This window comes from Aequorivita sp. IT1282 (assembly GCF_058068205.1).
The window spans coordinates 731657-754807 of the sequence record NZ_JBYRHR010000001.1 but is presented as its reverse complement, the minus strand read 5'-3'; the positions used below and the strand labels follow the sequence as shown (position 1 = coordinate 754807).

17 protein-coding genes and 1 riboswitch are annotated in these 23151 nt (G+C 35.8%); of the genes, 7 read left to right on the top strand and 10 right to left on the bottom strand.

All coding sequences use genetic code 11. The annotated features are described in order from the left end of the window. Nucleotides 1–8: 8 nt before the first annotated feature. The 8 genes from AC3RVG_RS03420 to AC3RVG_RS03385 form a co-directional block, all read right to left on the bottom strand. Entirely contained in the window at nt 9–650 is a 642-nt protein-coding gene (locus AC3RVG_RS03420) for a thiamine phosphate synthase (protein ID WP_489690031.1), read from the bottom strand. Between the two features lie 105 nt (nt 651–755). Then, nucleotides 756–2414, bottom strand: coding sequence for a hypothetical protein (locus tag AC3RVG_RS03415; protein WP_489690030.1), 1659 nt, complete (start codon nt 2412–2414; stop codon nt 756–758). Between the two features lie 98 nt (nt 2415–2512). Continuing rightward, nucleotides 2513–3037 (bottom strand): hypothetical protein, encoded by a 525-nt coding sequence (locus tag AC3RVG_RS03410; protein ID WP_489690029.1) that lies wholly within the window; start codon nt 3035–3037, stop codon nt 2513–2515. Beyond that, nucleotides 3034–4284, bottom strand: a complete 1251-nt coding sequence (locus tag AC3RVG_RS03405) for a DUF6638 family protein (RefSeq protein WP_489690028.1) — start codon at nt 4282–4284, stop codon at nt 3034–3036. Before AC3RVG_RS03405 ends, AC3RVG_RS03410 begins: the two co-directional genes overlap by 4 nt. Before the next feature lie 132 nt (nt 4285–4416). Further along, complete coding sequence (locus tag AC3RVG_RS03400) at nt 4417–6369, bottom strand: AAA family ATPase (RefSeq protein WP_489690027.1); 1953 nt, start codon at nt 6367–6369, stop codon at nt 4417–4419. Next, the gene (locus AC3RVG_RS03395) at nt 6369–7424 is read right to left on the bottom strand and encodes a hypothetical protein (protein ID WP_489690026.1); all 1056 of its coding nucleotides are present in this window, start codon (nt 7422–7424) and stop codon (nt 6369–6371) included. Before AC3RVG_RS03395 ends, AC3RVG_RS03400 begins: the two co-directional genes overlap by 1 nt. A 257-nt stretch (nt 7425–7681) precedes the next feature. Continuing rightward, on the bottom strand, nt 7682–9025 hold the full coding sequence (locus AC3RVG_RS03390; protein WP_489690025.1) for a microtubule-binding protein: 1344 nt from the start codon (nt 9023–9025) through the stop codon (nt 7682–7684). Between the two features lie 282 nt (nt 9026–9307). Beyond that, the gene (locus tag AC3RVG_RS03385) at nt 9308–9925 is read right to left on the bottom strand and encodes a DEAD/DEAH box helicase (protein ID WP_489690024.1); all 618 of its coding nucleotides are present in this window, start codon (nt 9923–9925) and stop codon (nt 9308–9310) included. 267 nt (nt 9926–10192) lie between these two features. Here AC3RVG_RS03385 and AC3RVG_RS03380 point away from each other — a divergent pair, with 267 nt between their 5' ends. Continuing rightward, a complete protein-coding gene (locus AC3RVG_RS03380; RefSeq protein WP_489690023.1) occupies nt 10193–11140 on the top strand; it encodes a tRNA dihydrouridine synthase in 948 nt (315 codons plus the stop codon). 226 nt (nt 11141–11366) lie between these two features. Here AC3RVG_RS03380 and AC3RVG_RS03375 read toward each other — a convergent pair whose 3' ends face one another. Both AC3RVG_RS03375 and AC3RVG_RS03370 read right to left on the bottom strand, forming a co-directional pair. Then, the gene (locus AC3RVG_RS03375) at nt 11367–11750 is read right to left on the bottom strand and encodes an acyl-CoA thioesterase (protein ID WP_489690022.1); all 384 of its coding nucleotides are present in this window, start codon (nt 11748–11750) and stop codon (nt 11367–11369) included. Further along, a complete protein-coding gene (locus AC3RVG_RS03370; protein WP_489690021.1) occupies nt 11747–12313 on the bottom strand; it encodes a PAS domain-containing protein in 567 nt (188 codons plus the stop codon). Before AC3RVG_RS03370 ends, AC3RVG_RS03375 begins: the two co-directional genes overlap by 4 nt. Before the next feature lie 132 nt (nt 12314–12445). Further along, nucleotides 12446–12711, bottom strand: a riboswitch (cobalamin riboswitch). Nucleotides 12712–13449: 738 nt separating this feature from the next. Between AC3RVG_RS03370 and AC3RVG_RS03365 the strand changes: the two genes are divergently transcribed. The 6 genes from AC3RVG_RS03365 to AC3RVG_RS03340 all read left to right on the top strand — a co-directional run bounded on the left by AC3RVG_RS03365 (nt 13450) and on the right by AC3RVG_RS03340 (nt 22791). Then, nucleotides 13450–14031 carry a hypothetical protein gene (locus AC3RVG_RS03365; protein ID WP_489690020.1) on the top strand — a complete coding sequence of 194 codons (582 nt, stop codon included), beginning with the start codon at nt 13450–13452 and terminating at the stop codon, nt 14029–14031. Nucleotides 14032–15337: 1306 nt separating this feature from the next. Beyond that, on the top strand, nt 15338–15646 hold the full coding sequence (locus AC3RVG_RS03360) for a hypothetical protein (RefSeq protein WP_489690019.1): 309 nt from the start codon (nt 15338–15340) through the stop codon (nt 15644–15646). A gap of 286 nt (nt 15647–15932) precedes the next feature. Then, nucleotides 15933–17546 (top strand): T9SS type A sorting domain-containing protein, encoded by a 1614-nt coding sequence (locus AC3RVG_RS03355; RefSeq protein ID WP_489690018.1) that lies wholly within the window; start codon nt 15933–15935, stop codon nt 17544–17546. A gap of 441 nt (nt 17547–17987) precedes the next feature. Then, nucleotides 17988–20612 (top strand): AAA family ATPase, encoded by a 2625-nt coding sequence (locus AC3RVG_RS03350; RefSeq protein ID WP_489690017.1) that lies wholly within the window; start codon nt 17988–17990, stop codon nt 20610–20612. A gap of 325 nt (nt 20613–20937) precedes the next feature. Further along, entirely contained in the window at nt 20938–21732 is a 795-nt protein-coding gene (locus AC3RVG_RS03345; RefSeq protein ID WP_489690016.1) for a hypothetical protein, read from the top strand. Between the two features lie 261 nt (nt 21733–21993). Continuing rightward, nucleotides 21994–22791 (top strand): hypothetical protein, encoded by a 798-nt coding sequence (locus AC3RVG_RS03340; protein WP_489690015.1) that lies wholly within the window; start codon nt 21994–21996, stop codon nt 22789–22791. Nucleotides 22792–23151 lie beyond the last annotated feature (360 nt).

Here is a 23151-nt window from a genome sequence, read left to right as displayed (position 1 = left end):
ACTCCAGATCATTCAAACGTATATTTTTGCTCAGCAGTAGAAGACGCATTAAGCAATTCATTAAATGTTTTTATTGAATTAAAATCGCGAGTAATTGCTTCGGAAACGGCAACTCCAGAAATTCCTGTTTCGAGAATGGCTGTTACATCGGCTGTGGTAATACCGCCAACAGCGAGAATGGGGGTGCCGGTTTTCAAAATATCGAGAATAGCAGCATAGCCTGTTAAACCTAAAGCTGGCGGTAAATTTTCTTTAGTTGCCGTTTCTCTAAACGGACCTAAACTAATATAATTTACTTGTTTGTCAAGAAGTGTATCACAGTCTTGCATGGTATTTGCGGTGCCGCCAATAATTTGCCAAGAGTATAGATGTTTTCTAGCAACAGTAGGGCAGGAGTCAGTTTTTCCTAAATGCACGCCGTCTGCTTTTACTTCTCTGGCAATTTTATAAAAATCGTTAATAATCAATCTAGTTTGAAAATGCGAAGTAATTTCTCTAGCCTCTGCCGCGAATTTTAAAAGTTTCTTTTCCGGAACATTTTTTAAACGCAATTGCACCAATTCTGCCCCAGAACTGCAAGCCTTTTGGATGTTTTCCAAATGCGCAGCCGGAGATTCTCCCTGAGATATGTAATGTAGTTTAGGTATCAAATCTATGTACTATATTTAAAAATCATTAATAATTTAACCAAAGTCGGTACAGCGAAGCTGTCATAAATCCTATAGCGAAGCGGTCCTAAGTCTTTCCCTTCAACACTACAGACCACTCTCCTCAACCAATTTCCGTCCAGCCCCCCCTTCAATTAAAACCGAATCCTTTTCAACCAGGGGCCGAACATCAATTTCAATTTTCTCGGGATATAAATCTTTATCGGTAAGGCCTTCTGAAGCTTTCCAAGTTTCGCCCAATTGTTTTAGTATTTTTTCGTTCCATTCGCTTGGGTGTTTTGCATCTACCCAAATTACGTCGCGATATTCAACATCTATCAATGCCAAATCTGGGGTGGCGGCACCGTCAAATTTTTTGCTGTCGTCGCGTTTTGAAGTCACTGTTGAAAGTACAAACAATCGTTTTCTTCCAGCAATCTCCTTTATAAAAGGTCGGAATTCTACCGGCTTATTCACTGACCAATCGTATTCTTTTCTCGATTCAATTACTTTTAAAGGCATTGCACTTACTCCGGCCAATCCTTCTTTTTTTGCTGCGTGATTGTAATAGTACAACTTATCTGTTCCATCTGCAGGCACAAGTACGCTAAATGATAAACTTGTGCGTTCTTCGCCAATTGGTTCTAAGCCAAACCAATGATATAGGCCGTTGTATGCATCAATATCCATTCCGCTAAAATCAAAATCTGTTACAAAAGGTTGCTGATTTTGATCGTCTTCCAAATCTGGAATTTTTACTGCCGTTTCCATATTCCAAGGCAGCGGATCTGTAAATCCTGCCAAAAATTGCAAGGATTGCGCTTCGAGTCTCGAAACTCTTTCCGACAATGTATTTTGACGCGTTAAATACGGATGATTTTGTATTTCGTTGGGAGGAATATACGTGCCTTTCCCAATTGTAATTCGTTCTAGATAATCTGTGAAATTGTGTTCGCCAGCGTCAATGACCATCACGCCTCCGTAAGCAGGGTAGGGAAAGAAGAAACCTTTCCAACGAATTAAGCTCACCACTTGAACCCATTTACCGCTATCGTCTTTCATATAAAAAACTTCAGTGGGTTCTAAATTAAAAAGTTGAAAAATATTAAAACGCTGCACAACCGCATTGTAGGTGTTTCGGCTAAAAGCAAGCGATTCGCCAATTGAAAATGTTACTGGAATTCTATTTTTATCTGAAAACCTTGGAAAAGGCGAGGTGCTTTCAACAGAAAAAAGTTCTTCAGTATTATCATTTATGCGCTGCCAAGTATATTCCGCTGCTGGTTGTACAGCCATTGTCCATTGGTTAGTACTATCAACCCGCACTAGTTGTGGTGGCGATACTTCCTGTGTTTCACCAATACTTTCGTACGCCATGGTAACAATATTGTTATACGGTTGTATACGTTCATTTTGGGTTAAGGGAAGCTCATTTAATTCAGTTAAATTCAGATTGTTAAATACGTTATAGCTCTGCATAAATTTATACAGTCCAATTTGCCACCCAAAAAGCCAGCTACTTGCAAAAAACGCCACAATTCCCAACAAAATAAGAATACGTCGCCCTCCATTGGCTGCACTCCTAAATTTTGAAAGTGTGAACCATAAAAATAGAGCACTAATTATAATAAGAAAAATAAACCTCCGCAGAAATAGTAAAACCGGTTGATAATCATCCCGTAAAAAAAACAGCAATAGCAGCAATACAAAACCGCTAATTATAAGTATCCTTTTTTGTTTCGGCCCTTTTAGCCAATATTTTTTCATACCGATCAATTCAAAATTAAATGTGTTTCAAACGCTAATAATTTATTTTCTCAAGTCTCAAGTCTCAAGTCTCAAGTCTCAAGTCTAATGTCTCACCTCTATTTAATCATCCCCTTATTCTTCAACCTTTCCCTAGCACTTAACTTCGGCTCTTCGGTTTCTGTACTTGGTTTTGGCTCGGGTTCAATATCCTCTTCCGGTTCAAAATTATCGCGGATGTCTTGTGTAAATTCGCCGATGGTTTCTTTGCCTTTATTGTATGCTTTTTCAAGATTTTCTTTCTTGGTTTTATCTCTGGCAAAAAGAAACAATGAGGCTATATATGTTCCGAGAATTGTCGCCACGATTGCCGAAATAAAATACTGAATGTAATTAACCACAAACGGTAATACTACTGCAATTACTGCGGCTGCAATTAGATACAACAACGTAATCCAAACCAACCGCATGAGAAAATCCTGGTGATGTACAAATCCTTTTCGGCTTTCAGGTTTCATCTGTAACTCTTTGCTATGCGTGAGTTTGTTGAAAAATCGGTAAATTCGATTGCTCTTAGATTCTGTCCAATACAGGATAATTCCGAATAGAACTGCGGCGATAAAAACTATGATTTCAAAAGTCATTGTATTTCGTTTTTAAGTTCTTCTAAGATACAATCTATTGCCCAATCTTTATAACTATCGCCCCACAATGCAAATTGCTTGTAGAATTTTTCTTTGTCGTACCAATATAAATGTACGGGGTCGGCAGGTAAAACTTTAGTTAACAGTTGCCAAATTATTTCCTGATCTTCTGGTTGAAGCGAAGAATGTGGTTCCTGTAAAGCCTTTAAATAAAATAGCTCTATCATATTTTCAGGCACTAAATTGCTTTCAACGGCTTTTTTCTGATTGTATATTTCAACGCACATAATTTGCTTTTGTGCTGCAACAGGTAATTCGTTTAAATATTTTTTAAACAATAATCTACTGTTTAAAATATCGCAAATTGGGTGATCTGTTTTACTTAAATAGGTTGAAAAAAGATGTTTTTTTATACGTTCGTACCGTTCTGATTTTGCTGCTTTCGAATAATTAATCTCAGTGATTATATCGCGTTTAAGCGTGGTTAGTAATTCTTCGTGTTCAATATGAAATAGCAAAACATCATAGGTAGTATTTTTAATTGCTTGATTGAAGGTTTCTTTCGATTCAAAAACGAGGATTGGTTTTATAAAATCCTGCAACACAAATACGCCTCCAAAAGCTTTTGTGTAAAATGATGTAATATCTAAACTCAAATCGGTCAGTTTAAGTTTTCGATTGCGTAAATCGCCATTCTTTTTGGAAGAATCGAGTAACTTTTGATGAATTTCTCGATTGATAAAATTATTGCCTTTTTCGTATAGTTTTATAAGGTCATTCTGTTCCTTTTGTTTTGCTTGCAGGTCGCCCAGCACCTGAAAACTTATTGCTATTTTTTTGTAATTCAATAAATCAAAGGCTTCGTAATAGGCGTCTATGTTTTGATCTAACTGCACCACGAGGGCAGAATCTTTGGTTATATCTTTAATTTGATTGCGATACGCAGCAAAAACAGCATCCATTAAATTACGGTCAAAACTGTGGTAGGGCATAAAAACTGGTTTGCCTTCCTGTTGCGGCGAAATAATTATAGCATTGGCATTTGCCTCTCCAATATTTAGATAAAAGTTGTTGTTTTTTTCTTCCGCAATTTCTGGGCTCCATCCGTTTGCATCTATTGAAAACGTTGCCAATTTACTTGCCGAAACCCCAAGCAAAGCCAAACATTCGTTGTAGCGTTTAACTAAACTGCCGTTCACGTTTACGAGGCCATCGCCAAATAATCCAGCTTGTATTAATTTGTCCAAAAAGTTTAGAGTTTATGAGTTGAGATGTTTAGTTTTTATCACCACGAATACACGAATATTTTTTTTCTTTTACTGCTACTGCTACTGCTACTGCTACTGCTACTGCTACTGCTACTGCTCACTGCCACTGCCTTATTCAAACTCCTTCCTCGCGGCCAATTGCACCTTCATATCGGCAATCCTACTATCAACCTGACGTTTAAAATCGGTATCTGCAATGGTGGCAACATTGTCTAAATAGCGCACCGTTTCCTGCCTTCTAATATCACTAAAATTAAGGCCTTTCATATTCTGTTTCATCAAATCCTGCAACATTTTAAACTTGGTGTCGTAATCTTTTTTGAAATAAAGCGTCGGGTCTTCGAACCATTGCTTCGGTAAGTCGAAATCTGATAATCGCAACGAAATAGCACTCTGAATATTCCTGATATCTCGGGAAGAGAAAAACGCAAATTCCTTTTGAATATTTTTATATAACTCCGCAAAAAACAAATGCTGATTGGTCTTGAATTTGCTTTCCGTACGTTCGTAAATTTCCAAAACCTTCGCTTCAGTTGGTTTTTCACTCTGATTTAATATTTCACCCAAATTATTAACCAATCCCTGTTCGCTTAAAAATGTATATTTTTCAGGATTTGTCATATTTATAAAATCGGGCATCGTTTTTTCAAACTTGCGCCACCAAAGATAATCTTGGTCTATAAAATCTGGAATCGTTCGTGCCCCATCAATTTTAAACCTGCCTTGCACACGACTTATTACAGCTTTGTCAAGCATTTCGGGTAAGTTGGTGAAAAGACCAATACTACTATTGCCATAATTAATGGCGTAAGCTCCCTCGGTATACCTCAGAAAAACGCCGATAACTTCTTTTACACCTGCCGAAACACCTTGTGCTGTGCGTTCCTGCAGATTATTTTCGGCATCGTCAATTGGTGCAAATATTAGTTTTGTGGGGTCGCTTAATGGCTTCATCCACTGCACCATTTTTTCGGCGCTACCTCCTTGAAAAGTTGATATTAACGTATCTGGCATTGGGTGAAAAAGAAACGGAATATCCAGATTCTCGCAATGCATTTTCAACCTGGTTGCAATTGCTGCAATAAGCATACTTTTTCCGGTTCCCGGAATTCCATACCCCATAAATACAGGCATAAAACCACCTAATTCCTGAAATGGGTTTTTCTTCGCCTCAAAATCATAGCTCAACATGCGTTCGGTTAAACGGCGTGCAAAGTGCTTCGCATCGCGGTTTCCAACAATTTCTTCGAACTGTATTTTATTGAATTCAACACTTTTGGCAGTGCCTTCCATGGTGTTTTCCCAGCCTGAAATAGCAAACTCGCTTTTCTCCAGTTTATAGGTGCGGTCTTCAATGGTTTCGGTAAAATCTAGGGAAGCGATGCGCATTTGAATTTCAACAATTATCGCTTCAAAAAATACAACGCTAAAAACTACCACATCTTCATCGCTCGTTATAATTTCTGGGTGATTCAAGTATTTGTCGAAGTAAAACAACATACACGAAATACCTTTCAGTGGCGACATAAGCGACAATTCAGGTATGCCGGCAAACTTGTTTTTCATTACCGCCAAATCGTCTGAAACGCTCGGTTTTAAATCGTATAAAATCCGGTAGGCGCAACCGTAGAGCATAAATGCCGTGGCGGTTTGCTGTTTGCTGTCAAATTCGTGTCTTTGCCCATTGTCTAAAGTAGACAGTTTTTCGCTTAAACCTGATAAACCCGAAGCATCGGCGTAATTATCGCGTAGCCAAATGGCCATTGTTAATCCCTCTTGCAACGATAAAAGCGCTTGATTTAAACGTAGCGGAATGGCGATGGAATCTGGTAACAATCGCTTCTTTAAGGCTAAGATTGTTTTCGAAATTGATATTACTTCGTTGTTGGCTGTGCCATTCGCCTTCGCCAAATACATCATAATTGAAGTATCTGCCACATTTTTGTCGCGGCGTTTTGCTTTGTTGCCCTGTTCCCATTGAATTCCTTTTAAATAGGAAGTTGCTTCATCGCGAAGTGCCTCTAATTCCGAAAGTTTTATGGGAAATGTACTGTTGTGTTCCATTAATTTAATTTTAATTCGGGGATTTCAAATGGGTCTAAAGTGAGTGAATGAAGTGTTTCAGGGATTTTATCATACAGAAGCTGCATCACGCGATGGGAGGTAAACAAATACTTCTGACGCTTTTTACTTTCCCAGAGTTGCAATTCTTGTCTGTTGAAAATATTGCCTTCGTTAAAATTACCCGAACTATTTATTTCATCTATTGAAATTGCCATGGCATATGCCGAAATATCTACCGTTTTATCTACAATGCCTTGCAGCAAAACGTGAGTTATATCTAGTTCGTCTTTTGCGAAAATGCTATGTAACGGACCAAAATCTACTACCCGTAATTTTTTAGGCAATAGCTTTGGCAACTTTTTGTCGATAGCATACGCCATCATATCCAAACTCATATTCCTATCGGCAACGGTTTCTAACACTTCGTAAATATTTGGAGTGTATTCTTCGAGCGTTTCTTTGTACAAATCGAAATTCAAAAAGCAGATAAACGCACGGTTAAGGGTAATGTCGTAAAAACTCCAACTTACCATATATTCGCCTTCGGTTTTATTTACATTCGTCACTATTTTCCCTTGAATAAACCGTCTGAAAATATAGTGTTGATCTACCGAAGTATAATAAATTATAGATGCCGCTTGCTGTAGTTTTCTTTCTGAAATATGTTCGCGATCCTTTAAAAGGGTTTCCAAAAACTCCTTTTTAAGCGTATCAATATCGGGCAACTTGTTTAAATGTTCGTGCCTTAAATTAAGATCATTGATAAGGTATCTAAATTCCAAATAATTAGGAAATCCAGATTCGGTAAGGTCAATACGCATTTTTTCCTCATCGTCAAACAAGTATTTTATTCTGAAGGCTTCGAGGGAATAGGTGAGTAGCTCGCAGTATTGTTTTATAAAAGTGACTTCTATTTCACTGCAAATACCCTTTTTCGACATCGCTTCCTGTAGATTTTTAAACGCATGGTTTACAATCTTAAAATACACTTTGTACTGATCCTTGGTTTCAAGAATAGCACTGTCTAAAGGGGTTGCAATGGAATTTAGTGACATTTTTTTTATTCAGATTTGAGATTTTAGATATGAGACGTAAGACCGCTGCGCTGTAAGACCGCTTCGCTTTAGGACCGCTTCGCTCTAAGACGTAAGACTTATGACAGCTTCGCTGAAAGATTTAAGACTAAACTTACACTTTTAGTCCTACGTCTTACGTCATTCAGTCTTACGTCCTTTTGTCCTTCGTCTTACGTCCTTCAGTCTTACGTCTTACGTCCTATAGTCTTACGTCATTTTCACTACCGACTACCAAACTAACTAAGCAAATCATCCTGTACATCTGTTTTCGGCTTTTTCGGCGCTGGCTTGTTGTCATTTCCAGAAGGTGCGTTAGCGTCTGTTGCGTAATATTCCTCAAAAATTTCTTTCATATCGATACCGTAACGGTCGGCGAAATTTTTCTGAATTTCACCATCCTTTTTCCTGATTTCCTGTAAAGATTCGGCATAACTAGAGTACACACCTTGCATTACTTTTTCGTGAACCGGAATGTTGTCCATCATTTCTTGTCTTGCTTTAGCGCTTGCACTGTGCATAGAAGCTAGGGTTGCACCAATGTGCTCATCTGTTTTAACTCCTAAATGCTCCAGAATTGCGGCAAACTCTTGGTCTGTTCTAGCTTTTAAAGCCACAACATAACCGTCGTAATATTTAAGTCGCTCGTCTGTGTCGCTCTTTAATTTTGCGCGGTGCGTTTGCAGGTTGCTACGTAAAGATGTTAATACCTTAATAGTAAGATTGTGCTTTTGAACAAAACTATCTTTACTCGCGGCCAGAGTAGTGTAGGCATTTTTAAGCCCTTCCAATTCTTCAACCTTTTGTTCAATAGTTGTAACTTTTCCAATGGCTTCGCTATATTCTGGAGATTGTTTGTCGCTAATTTCTTCCAAAGCTTGTCGAGACTGCTTTAAAAGCGCGTATTGTTCCTCTAACTTGGCTTCGGTTTCTTCCTTTTTTTCTAAGGCTTTTGTATGATTTTTACTGGCTTCAACTATTGCTACTTGAAGCTTTTCTTCAACCTCTTTAATTTCCACTTCACGATTTTTAAGACGATCTACCGCAGCCTGACTTTTATATGAAAGTTCGTTTAACAAGGTTTGCACGTCTGCGCTTTCAATACGCGTTTGGAACATCTGCTTCGCCTTCATATCTGCGCCGTCGCGTGTTTTTTGGGCGGCAACGAGTTCTTGTTCTTTTTTCTTAATTCTCGCTTTTCGGCCCCAAAGATTATTCCACCAGTTATCTGTTATTTTTTCGGCATCTTCAAGTTCCATTTTTGCACGCTCGAGTGCTTTTATAGCCTGATCTATCACCTTTTGTTCCGCTGGATTTAGCGTACTGAATTTTTCAAAAACAATTCCAACTTCATCTTGGTAATCGGTAAGATCTTTAATGGCATCCAACAAATTACCACGGTCTTTTTCGGCCATTCCTACAACATCATCTAAAGTTGCATTCAGGATTCGCTGTCTAACCTCGGGATCATCTTCTTGGGCTAGCTTGCTCTTCATTTGGTCTACAGCCTTGCCCCAATTAACATCTACCTTTCCCTTTGTGGTATTTTTATCTGTTTCTAATAAATCAAAATCATCTGCCATTGTAGCTATTTTTTAAGTTTGTACATTTTCAAAATTTCAATGGTCAATGTCGGAAAAAAAAATGATTTTTTAAATTAAAATTTATAGGGCAGGAGTTATTAGCGCTTCATTTAGTATCGATACCTAAAACTAAAACGCAAATTGAAGAAAGTGAAGAAAGTAAAGCAAATTCGTAAAGCACACAGTATTTGTGTCTTACAGTTCAATTGTTCTTTTTGAAACTAAAGTGAGTATAACAAGATGTTGCTTTAGGCCATAGTAATTTATGAAAACAGAGACCTTTTAATTTTTTAGAGTAACCTTTTTAGAAAACTCCATAAAATACGACTCAAAACGCTTAAGCATCGGGTGCATTTTTTCAATATACAGCACATACTGGCATCTTTGAATACTTTGTGCAATAGACATAATAGCCGAATACGACGACTTCTGAATTAAAAACTCGGCGTCGTCAATACTAAATATCTTTAAATCTGCGATACTCACCCCATTCGTTAAAAACAACTTGTTCATAGACTTAGGCGTAGAAATAAGTATGTCGACCCCCATTGCAATCTCAGATTTTTGCACATCGTTGTGTAGTTCTTCATAGCCCACATAAACACGTAACGAAGTATATTTTGTGTACAATAAAAACGCATCGTACAACTCCATTGCCTTTTCCTTATTTTCTACCAGAACTACCGCCCTTGGGGCATTCCCGATCTCTCTGCACTTTAAAGCGTGCATCGTTGTTAGGATAAGCGTGGTGGTTTTCCCACTATCTGATGGAGCGATGCAATACACATTAGTACCACTTTTTATTACAGGAATACTGTTGCTCTGAAAAGGAGTAGGGGTAGTTATTTCTAGAGTTTCAAGTCGCTCTTGTATTTCAGGATGTAATTTTTTAAAAGGCATAGATAGTATTGAGCTGGCAGTTTAATGCACCATTTATATTAATTATGGCAAAGATACTATTTGAGGGTGGTTTAATTGAGTGGAATGTGTTTTTCTATTTTTAGAGGAAAAATCAATTGACTTTCTTTTCTTCTAAAACCTTATTCCAAAAACGATTTTAAAATCTCAACTCAAATCTCTTATCGCTTTACAATAGTCTTGTATTAGAATTATATAAAAATCAAAACCAATAAACAATTCGCTTATATTTGCCCCAGCAAATAAACTATGAGTTTTACACTTTTATCTTCGCCATTACAGGGATTTACCACTTTTCATTTTAGGAATGCCCAAAACAAATATTTTGGAGGTATAGATACTTTCTATGCGCCCTATATTCGTTTAAATGGCAAGATGGAAGTGAAGCAATCATACGAGCGCGATTTATTACCAGAGAACAACGCTACTTTAGAAGTTATTCCTCAGATAATTACAAATGATGCCGACGAGTTTATTTTTGTTGCTAAATACGTGCAACAATTTGGTTATAAAGAGCTAAACTGGAATTTAGGTTGTCCGTACCCAATGGTTACAAATCGTGGCATGGGTTCTGGTTTAATTTGCGATTTCAATAAAATAGATGCTATTTTAAAACGTGTTCACAATGAAACCGATATTTTGGTCTCAATGAAAATGCGGATGGGGTATGAGCATAGTGACGAAATTCTGCACACTTTTCCTATTCTCGATAAATATCCGCTTAAAAACGTTGCTATACACGCGCGTCTTGGAAAACAATTGTACAAAGGTGGCGTAGATTTAGACGCTTTTCAAAAATGTGTTGACGCCGCAAAACACAAACTGTATTATAACGGCGATATTACCACGGTGGCACAGTTTAAGAAAATGCAGGAGCGTTTCCCAAGTATTGATCATTTTATGATTGGTCGTGGCTTAATTGCCGATCCGTTTTTACCGAGTATGATAAAAAACAATACTACAGACTATCCTGAAAATCGCTGGGATTTATTTGAAGCTTTTCACGACGAAATCTACCAACAATACGATGCAATTTTATCTGGGCCAACACCAATTAAAATGAAGATGTTAGGTTTCTGGGAATATTTTTCGCAATCTTTTTCGAATCCGCAAAAAACCTATAAAAAGATCAAAAAAGCCGCCAATCCTGTAAAATATAGAATGGCTGTAAAGGAGATTTTTGATAGCGAGCGGTAATAGGTTTAGCGGTTTTCTATAGAATACATCTTCGCCACTACTGTAGCCTGTGTCGGCCACACAGTTTTCTTTGATTAATCCGTGTTTCCACCGACGCCGTTTTAGCAGCTGGTCAATATTGAGTAATTGTTGGGTATTCCTATCAATAAGCGTGATACATTTCAGAGAACACGGGAGAGACACCCGCGTGGGCAGGGTATAGGATGAATGTTAGTGAAAAGGCCTATTATATTAATTTAATAGGATTTTTATTTTCATCAATCGCAACAAAGGTGAATACTCCACTTACCGCTTTTTCCCGACTGTAAGAATACATTTCCTCAACAAATATTTCAACTTTCACCTTAAGGCTCGTTGTTCCCAAATGCACAACTTGCCCCACCAATTCTACAATGGTTCCTGCAGGAATGGGTTTTGTAAAATCGATGCGGTCTGAAGAAACTGTTACCATTCTTTGCCTACTATAGCGTGTGGCAGTGATAAACGCAACCTCATCCATAAACTGCATAGCGGTACCGCCAAAAAGCGTGTCGTAATGATTGGTTGTATTTGGGAAAACCGCTTTAAATATGCGGGTTTCTGATTTTAAAATTCTTTCTTTTACGTTCATAATAGTTCAGTTTCCAATGCCAAATAATGGGTAATACCTTTCTTAGTTTGCATTGGGAAGATTTGTATTTTACACCAGTATTCTTCTTGGTTTTTTTTATAGTTCAGTATTTTTGAAGTGAAGGGTATCTCTTTTAAAAGATTTTCCTTTATAAGTTCCTTGGTTTCTTTTGAAGTTTGATCCCCTTGCAAAAAAGAAGGTTTTTTTCCAAGTGCATAACTGGCTTGATAGCCTGTCATTTTAAAGAACCCAGGATTGGTCCACAGTATCGTTTGCAGCGAGTTGGTTACAATCAATGCGTCGTATGGATGCTTCAATATTTCGTTAAAGTCTGTTTTCCATTGAAATTGACTTTCCATTAACTCTAATGTAATTCTATCTTTTTCCAGCGAATTTAAAGGCTCTCTTGGTGCAAAAAAATCTGCAGTATCCCGCCAACTTATTAAAGGAGATGCATTGGATTGCGGTGCCAGATTTGTTGTGTACTTTTTAAGCTCTTGGTCGTTTAGAGACTCTAAGAAAATATCCAGGCCCGCCATATGCCATAAATTATATTTCGCCATAATGGATGTGTTTAAAAAATGAAATGCCGACAAGAACACTTGTCCCTTGAGAAGTCTGGGTTAAATAAGAGCAGTAAGAAGCTATAAATAAAATCATAAACTTAAAGCCTTTTACCCGAAAGCCAGCGTTTTTTAAATTATTGCAATTTGGCAGGTCTCCTGGCTTGCGTCCTGTAATTTTCCTTCCCATCAACCAAGGTAGACAGTGGATTATTTTGAAGTTTTTAATTACAGGCATCCGCCTTAGGCGGACAAAGCTTACAGTTGCGGGAACAGCATAGGATTTAAAGATTTAAGAAGACTTGGTTTTTCAACCGGCGGCTTCATCAATTTTCACCTATTTCCCTTTTAATTGTTCTGAAATTTTTCAGATACAAACCAAATACGGAACAAAGGTATGGAAATTTGATTACTAGCTAGAGATGAATTTATGAATTGTATTTGTAGGTTCTAGGTTTTCTTTTTTAATCCGTAAACTCCTTGGCCAAAACGATTCGGATGATGATTGAATGAACCGTCATTGCGAGCGAAGCGCGGCAACCTCATGAGGCTACTTGCTATCATGAATAGTACTACACCTGACTCCATTGTCCGGTCGAGCGCAGTCGAGACCTCCTTTTGAAATTAAAAAGCCCCTTATTTAGCAACCCGCTAAAAAAACTCCTCCCACTTCCAATGGCAGTGGAAAGCAGCGAAGCAATCGTGTCAATGATGTCTTCATTGCTAGGTCTATAAGCCATCGCAAATCGAAGCTTAACGTAATTAAACCTTTGAGGCTATTTGTTGTCATAAAAAGAACTACACCTGGGGGCAGAATACCGCATTACAGTCCTGCTCAGTACAGGCGCCAGCGCTCGAGAGGGGATGCGAAGTTTTATGGAACTCTCCTTAGTAAGTGTTTCGGAGGAGTGGGAGATGGGTGGCTGGTTTGAACGCTAATAATGTATTAAACAAAGAGTACGAGTGGAGATATTTGGCATTCCTATTGAATTTAACCAACATTATTATACATATTCAAATTTAGAATGAAGTTCACATGTACCTTTTTCTTGATCTTTTACTCGGCCTATTCTTTTTCTCAGAATAAAGAAATTATTGAAAATCGATTACAAATTCAGGATACTATTAACAAGGATTTGAAGGCGAAAGATTCTCTTATAAAAATTCAAAAAATTGAGGATTCAATAAATGCTGCAGATTCTAACGGTTTCCCTCCGTATTCAATATTTAATAGAATTAATGAATTGGATGAAGTTTCAATTATATCGAAATCCAAATTTGATGCAGTAAGTTTGGGAATTATTAATAAGAAAATTAAACCCTTATCTACAAATGAAAGAAGATTATACACAGCAGGGGATTTTAAACCTATCCATCTCTTGGGACTTCTAGGCGGTTCTTTACAAGTAGATCCAATCATAAATGCTATAAGTGGAAGAACAAAACGCCTCAAAAAATACATTCAAATTGAAAAGAAAACGGCGAATTTGATTCAATTAGAAGAAAATTACAGCCATTATATGCTTAATAATCTAAATATTGATGAAGAAATATTAGGAAGATTTTTGACTTATTTAATAGAAGATGAAAAAATGCAGGTTCAACTTGAGAACCTGACAGATGGCCAAATAAAATTTTTACTTGGAGAAGTATACTTCCAATTTATGGATTTTCAGAATGATTCATATCCCCCAAATGATGAGATACAAGAAAAGTAGTTATGATTTTTAATATCACTTAAACCGACATTGCGACCGAAGCACGGCACTCACATCAATGGGTCGTCATTGCGAGCGAAGCGCGGCAACCTTATAAGGCTACATGCTGTCATTAATGGAACTAAATTAGTGCAGATTACAACAGTCGTAAACTCCTTGGCCAAAACGATAGGGATGATGATTGAATGAACCGTCATTGCGAGCAAAGCGCGGCAATCTGATGATGCTCCTTGCTATCGTGAATAGTACTACACCTGGCTCCATTGTCCGGTCGAGCGCAGTCGAGACCTATTTGTTACATCAAACAAAAGGAATATAAACTATAGAGCACATTGGGAATAGCAAATTTTGTCGCTATTATTTCCCAAATGGATAAACCGAATCAACACAGATTAGCGCAAATCAACACAAATTGGAACCAATCAAACCCAATCAAAGTTTTAGTTCGTTTTATTGGGGTTTTGTTCGGGTGTTGGTTTGGTCATGTTCAGTTGTGCTTTCCAAAAAGTGAGTTTTTGGGAAGAAGGTAAGGAGGAGGTTCGAACGACGAGCGACGAACGACGAATGACGGAGGTGGGAATGGCGAATGATGAAGAAAGGAGCGAAGGGAGGTCCCGGGTCTTGAGACTGTATAAGTTAAACCCTTTAAGCCTAATATTTTAAAGGAATAAGCATTATTTTATTTAAAATGAAGTTTTGGCAAAACAAGCATTTGCAATGCACCTTATATTACGGACGGTCTCGCCCCACAACCCAGAACTAACAACCAACAATCACATATTCTTTTACTCACAAACTCGCTTATTCACCCAATCACAAAAGCTTATTGTTTTTTTAAAATTAAAACTTATATTTGAAGCTCTCCCTGATTAATTTACCCCCTTAACGGTTTTCCGTAAAAGGCGGATTTTTGTTTTTGTTACATTTGGAAATATTAACCTAATTATATAATTGGAATAGACACCATATAGTTTTTATCCGCATGTTGTGCAAAATTTAATAACTAAATGAAATACATTTTAAGTATAATCTTTTCAGCATTCAACTTCTTGTGTTTTTCTCAAAACTATCAGGTTCAATACCCTGTTAACAATTATATTTTCACGCATATTTATAATCCAATTGATATTAATTATTGAGGAGATTTAAATGATCTTGAATTATCTTCAATTTCTGCAACCATTACTAAACACTCATTAGGAAAATATAATATACAAACTGAAAAAGAAGGATATATTCAAGTTTATGTATAAACAAAAAATCAAAATTATCCGACACCTTAAAAATCCGCGTAGAGAAATTACCAATGCCAATAATCCGACTTTCCGCTAATTCGGAGGGAAGAGACATAAGACAAATTTTATTAACTTCTTCCGGTTTGCGGACAGAAAATGATGGATTACCTTGTTGGAATGTTGATGATTCTAATCTAACTTTTGATTTAACAATTACAAAAGGTAAAGAAATCTATAAATTTAAAAATCAGAAAAATCCTTTTACTCAAAATATAAGGAAATTATTTACCGAAATAGAAAAAGATGATTTAATCATATTTTATAACGTCAAATTTAATTCTGAATATATATTGAACGATTTGGTTTATGAAATAAAATAAAAAACTTTGCACAACACGAGGCTATAAGCAATGCTTAGTTTTGTACTAACTCCAAAAGCAGTTGTATATTTATAAAGTGAGTACTAGCCTGAAAATAATTGCATTTTGGCGCACTGCTCATAGCCTAAACGTTGTAGGGCATTTAAAAATTAAATAGAAATATCTATTAAACCTAGATATGAATGAAAAAATGATTGTGCGTGTAATTTATTAAAGCGTAGTACTATTAATTTTTTTTATTCACTCATTTAATTTCGATTTCAATAAAATTAAAAATGAAAGTATTATGCGAATCAAAAAAATTCTTTTTCTATTAACCATTTTACAGGTATTCGGATTGAACGCGCAAGAGTTTGATTGGGCAGATAGTGTAACAGGAGGTGAACATGAATATGGGGTTAAAGCAGTAAAAAATAGCCTAGGAGAAACATACCTTATTGGATATTCTACTGGCAATCCTTTTGTATATGAAGGCAATGAATATTATACAAATGGTCGTAGTGATGCATTTTTCATCAAGCTCGATTCTCAAAAAAATTTAGTATGGTTGAAAACAATTGGAGGTAATGACGGAATTTATAATGATATGGCTGTAAATATTCACATAGATCCATTTGGTGACGTTTACCTTGCAATTCAATCAGTTGGCCAAGACTTTAAGTATGATGGGCAAATCTTAAGTGGTGTAGAAGCTCCCGGTCAGACCGGAGGTGAAGGTGTCATTATCAAAGTAAATTCAGATGGCGAATACATATGGCATGAATCCGGCACTACCTTATTGGGAGATAACAATTCATTTCTCGGACTAACCACCGATTTGGACGGAAACCTTTACATATTAGGTTTGTTTAGGAAATCGGTTACATTGGGTGGAACAATAACACTTACAAACCCATCTACTGGCACTACGATGGATATGCTTGTTGCTAAGTATCAACCAGACGGTAACATTATCTGGGCAAAACGTGCAGGCGGTACCCCCCATAATACGTTTGCCAGTGGTAACGATATTAAGATACATCCTCAAACAAATGAGGTTATTGTTTTAGGTCGCAGTGACGGACCAGTATACTACGATGGAGAGCTCTCACCTGCCTATAATGATAATGATGATGAAGGAATAATTTTATTATCCTATGATCCTGATGGAACTCAAAATTGGGTAAAACAAATTTTAGAGCTTCCGTCCAATTTTTCTAGCAATGGTATTTCTTTAGATATTAGCTCTGTAGGTGTTATTGGAATTTGTGGATATAAAAATGGAGGGGTCGGATTAGTTGGTTTTTATAATAGTGATGGTTCTGTAATTACTGAGCATGAACATCCAGCTACCGATGGTGTGAGGATTTTTTCCATTTCATTTAATGAATTTAATAGGGCCTATCTTTCAGGATGGAGTAATTCGGGTGCCGTTATTGGGATAGCTCCTGCAACAGTCACGATTTCTTCCAACACGGGATTTATAGTAAAACTTGATGTATTTCAACAAGTAAAATGGGCTTCGGAATTCACGGCTGGTCATTTTCAAAATAGTATATCCTATGGTTATGGTAAACTAATGTATGCAGGTAGAATTGACGATGATTTCACTTATAATAATGGGCAAAATATAATAACCCCTGATCGAGGGGATGGGCTATTCGCGGAAATGACAGATGCCACATTATCTACAGAATCATTTTCAGATGATTTTATTGTCTTATACCCTAATCCAACAAAAGATGTATTGAGGGTTAAGGGTAAAAATATTGAAAATATTGAGATTTATAATGTTAGCGGTGTGCTTTTAAAAACAACTAATAAAAAAGAAATAGATTTAAAATCCTATGCAAGAGGAGTTTATTTTATTAAAGTTAAAAATACTAAGGGAACAGTCACAAAAAAAGTAATTCTAATTTAAGAAGGACGTTCACGATCGCTAAAATATTTCTCCCAAACATATTAAAGTACATCACATAAAAAAAAGTCGGTAAACAGTGAGTTCACAGACATTAGAAAGCGTAAAAATTATAACGTATTACTTAGAAATCCCTCTGGCGCGCTTTTAAAAAACGTGTCTATTTAATTCAAGCATTTGCAGTGCACCTACCCGCGGTGCGGACGGTCTCGCGCACAACCCAGAACCCAGAACAAACAACCAACAATCCCTCATTCACTTACTCACAAACTCACCCATTTACAAAAGCTTAAAGCCTAAAGCCTCCAGCATTAAAAATAAATCCTATATTTGAAATTCTCCCCGATTAAATATACCCCCTTTACGGTTTTCCGTAAATGTTGGGGTTTTGTTTTTTTTACATTTGATTATTATACTTTTATTTATTATCCTAAAAAACAGCAAATGCCAATACTTAATGACATAATTGATTGGGTGGAAAGTAAACCTAATTTTTGGCAAGTAGCCATTGACCGGTTAATTAGAAATAACGTACTTATTAATAATGATATTTCAGAACTTAAAGAAATCTGCAAAGTGGATTATGGGTTATCGGATTTTGTTTTTGAAAAAGTAGATTTTGATGATTTAAGGGATTTTGCAAATAAATCAATTAGTAGTGATGATTTGATACTTTCTAAAGTTTTGAATGTTGACAATATAAATGCACTCTCAAAAACTACTGTATTAGATTTTGCTCCAAAAGGACTTACGGTGGTTTACGGGGATAATGGTTCTGGAAAATCAAGCTATGTGAGCATTTTAAAACATGCTTGTCATACTAGAGGTCACAAACCAAAGATAAATGACAATTTATATAACCCTGATTGTTCTGGACAGGATAGAAAGGCAGATATAGTATATACAATTGACGGTATAAACTTCAATACAGTAAATCTCATAAATGAAGAAGTAAATAGTTCTATTTTAAGAAGTGTTGATGTTTTTGATACATCAAGTGCAAATCACTACATAGAAGGGGAGGATGAAATTGCTTTTATTCCTCAAGGTTTGTCCATTATAGAAAAATTAGCAATCGATATAAAAAGAGTTGAGAGCGAGCTGAACACAGAATTATTAAGCCCCGCTTTAAAAGCATTCGACTATTCACTTTTAGAAGTTTCTGATTGCTCTACAGCAAAAAAATTTCTCGACAACTTAAATTCCGAAACAAAACTTGATGAATTAAGAGCAGAAGCAATTTGGAATTCGACTAAAGAATCAAAAATTCAAGAGTTGAATGAAGAGATAGATAAATTAAGGTCAACAGACCCACAAAAGAATTTAAAAGAAAATGAAGAAAAGATAAAACGTTTTGAAATTTTACAGAACAAATTTCAAACACTTGAAAATAACTTGACAGGAGAAATATTAATAGATTTAAAACAAACCATAAATAATCTTGTGACCACGAGTAAAGCACTAAATGAGTCTTCTAAAAAGGCATTTTCTAAAATGCCAATAGAAGGAGTGGGTAATAATTCATGGAAGTTGCTTTGGGAAAGTGCTCGGAAATTCTATAATGAAAGTACCAAAACAGAGGATTTTCCCGAAATTAAAGAAGAAAGCAGTTGTCCTCTTTGTCTTCAAAATTTAGATGAAGAGGCAAAAAAGAGGTTTACTTCTTTTGAGGATTTTGTAAAAAATGACATTCAAAAAACTTATGATGAAGCATCTGCAAAATTTGATTTATCAATTGAAAATTTTAAAAAACTAGAATTCTTTTTTGAAGAACAAAAACCAACAACCATTGAATTAAACGAATTAATCAAGGATTATTCACAAAATCAAACACAATATTTAGAGGTACTCTCTAAGCAAAAAGATTATTTGATAGGTCTTTTTGATTCAAAGAAAACAGTTGAGACTATTATTCCAATTGAAATAGAGAGCACTCCAAAAACATTGATTAAAGAACTCATCAAAACCTTAAAAGAAACAAACGAAAAATTAAAGATTCAGTCAATTGAAGAAGATTTAAAACCACTCAACAAAGAACTGAATCAATTAAAAGGAGTAAAAAAGATTTTCGACTATAAGCCAAAAATAGGCCGTGAAATTTATCGTCAAAAAAAGATAAAATTACTGAATCAGTGTATAAGTAATTGTAGGACTCATAAAATCACAACTTTTAGTAATGAGTTAGCAACAAAATATATCAGCACGAATCTTAAACAGAATTTTAAAACTGAATTAACAAAACTAGGTTTCAAGAATATCAAAATAGAAACTGAAACAAAGGGACAAAGAGGAAAACAATACCACTATTTAAGACTTGACGAACAAAACGCAAATGGAATTTTATTAAAAGACATCTTAAGCGAGGGAGAACATAGATGCATCTCTTTAGCAACGTTCTTATCTGAGTTATCTATTTCAGAGCATAAAAGCGCTATAATTTTTGACGATCCTGTTTCTTCTCTCGACCATAAATGGAGAAATAAAATATCAAAAAGAATTGCAGAAGAAGCTTTAGTCCGACAAGTAATAGTTTTTACACACGACATAACTTTTCTTCTAATGATTCAAGAACATTCTAAAAGTCTAAATTGTGATTTAGAAATAAAGAGCCTTACGAGAAAGAAAAATGAAACAGGAATTATTGCTAGTAATCCACCGTGGGATGCTTTACCTGTTGGTAAGCGTATTGGCCAGTTGAAAAGTTCACATCAACAATTAGAGAAAATCGAACGGACTGAGACAGAAGAAGCTTATAAAGAACGAGCAAAGTATTTGTATGGTAAACTTCGAGAAACTTGGGAACGTTTTATTGAAGAAGTATTCCTAAATGGAGCAATTCAAAGATTTGGCAGAGCAATACAAACTCAACGTTTATCAAAAATTGTTGATTTAACAGTTGATGATTATGATCTCGTTGATGCTAATATGAGTAAATGTTCTACTTATTTCACTGGACACGATACAGCAGGCACTCTAATTGAAGAAATGCCTGATTCTGATGAATTTCTTGCGGACCTTAAAATATTGGAGGAATTCATAACAACAATCACTAAAAGAAGAAGAAAATAACAAAGCATACAAAACTTGAACTAAATAATATATCCAAACTGCAAAAAGCCTTTAAAGTAGATAAAGCCGGATTTGCAGATATACTTAAGCAAGTTTACGACCATCAATTTGAGGAAGAGCTAAACAATAGGCTTACGCTTGCAAAGCAGGAAAAGGATAGTGCGGTGAAGCATGCAGAGGTAAACATTAGAAATCCATAACAAGAACAACTTGCCAAAAAAAAGAATGAGCTAATGCAATTTTAAACGAATAGCGATGCCAATTTTGAAAAAAGTCTAAACTTTTATATATTTTCAGTAATAACACATCCCACAAATAAATTAATATGCTATTTAAAAAAATACTTTTTTTTTGTTTAATTCCAATCTCTATTTATTCTCAGAATGATAATCGGGATGAAGAATTATTAAGAGCAGAAAATAAAATCAGTGAAAAACTGACTTATGAATTTAAATCCGGCGCGAAGGATAGTATTTTGGTCAATAGAGATGTCTATAATGAGCTGGGCAAACATATTAAAGACTTGAGATATGATGATAAGGGAGATATAAGATATAATTATCTTATTGAATATAATGCAGATGGATTGATGATGAAACAGACAGGTTATCAATATGGTGAGATTTCTACAATATTATCTTACAATTATGATGAGAATAATAACCGTATAGAAAATTTGCAACATAAACCCGACGGAACTTTATTAATTCAGCAAAAAAGAGTTTATGATAACAACGATTTGAATACGGAGCTTTTTAATAAGAATATAAAAAACAATACTTTCTATTTAAGCTACAGATATTTCTATTGTGATAATAATTTGTATAGTAAGACCGAAAGATATAATGAAGCGGGTGAAAAGATTTCCGTAACGATATATGATTATAATATAGAAGATAATAGCGTTGCTTTGTATGAAAATGAAAAGAAAAAAAAGAACCTCTACTTTATTAAAAGGTACAATAATTTGAATCAGCAAATTGAAAAGATATATCTAAAATCAAACAAACGAATTGAATATAAGTATGATAGTGATGGAAATCTGACTGAAGAATTAACCTTCATAAATAATTCAATTGATTCTAAAAGAATATATCATTACAATAAGTTTAGTATATAACCCTGCTGGCGCGGTTATGATTTAGGCTTCAATTGAATGTGGGGCAACAAAACCTTTTCAATAAATAGGTGAGGGGGATTCAATGTGACCAGTTAATCTGCAATACACCAGCAATTTCAAATTAGCCTGCCCTGAGCGGAGTCGAAGGGTCATTGCGAGGGAGGCACGACCGCAGCAACCTCAATATGCAAACACCTACCACCATCAAACTTAAAATTATTTTTTTTATCTTAGCTATATAATCACCTTAAAATCAACACAATGTCATTCGGATTGTTTTCAAAACTAAGGATAATTGGTACCATCAAAGGCTTTACCTACTATTTTTTAAATGGAGAATATACCAGACGGAAATCATCGCCTCCTACTAGAGATCAAATTTTATACGATCCTCGTTTCGCTACCGTAAAGGCCAATGTCACGGAGTTTGCTGGCGCAAATATGCTCGCAAAATCTATTTATACGGGCTTACAGGGAAATTTGAGAACCTTTAAGGATAGTTATTTTACAAGTCGCCTTACCGGCCGCTGTCGTAAAATAATACATAAGGGTAGGGGCATCAAGGGACGAAGAGTGGCAAACGTTTTTAATTATCCCGAAGCCCTTATTGGGTTGCAACTAGATGAAAAGCAAATATTTAACCAAATTTACACCGCAAAAACAACTGTTTTAGTAAATAGCGACCGTTCACTAGTTACTATCAAAATTGAAAATAGCAGCCATCTAGACCTGAATAAATACCCTAAATCTGCATCACATTTCAAGCTTACAGCTGCCATAAGCTTGGTTTCTGCAATTAAATGTAGTCCCAAAACTCAAAAGTACACACTAGATCATCCAGCGGTCAATGCCTTAGGTAATACTGTAGAAACCCCTCCGTTATTATGTAACATTGAACATCCTGAAATTAGCCTACAACTAAATACGCCAATCACAAAACCCCTTCCAACAGATGTTGCCATAAGTGTCTGGTTAGGAATACATTTCGGCAATGAATTAAACAATACATTCACGCCTTTTAAAACAGCAAAAGCAATGGAATGTATTGCGGTAATCTAATAATTTAGCCCCTCATAATTTAAATCTTCAAAACATAAAGCAGTTTCCTCTAAATAGCTAAGCAACTAAGGCTGCGAGAGTATTTTAACTATGAAAAAACAGATGTATAGTTCTTTTAGGATTATCAGTTACATTTGTATAACTATATTAGGATTTATTCTTTAACCTGTATAGTTATTTTAGGACGGGTCAAAGACGGGTCAAGGCCTAGGCAAAGACTAGGTTCACCCGTGTTTACTCCATAGTAAAGCCATAGATAAGGTATGGTTAAGGCATAGGTAGCCTATAACTAACTTATGCCAAAATTCACAAATAATTACCACCATAATTATCCACTTTCTGTTCCGCAGCCATTATTCG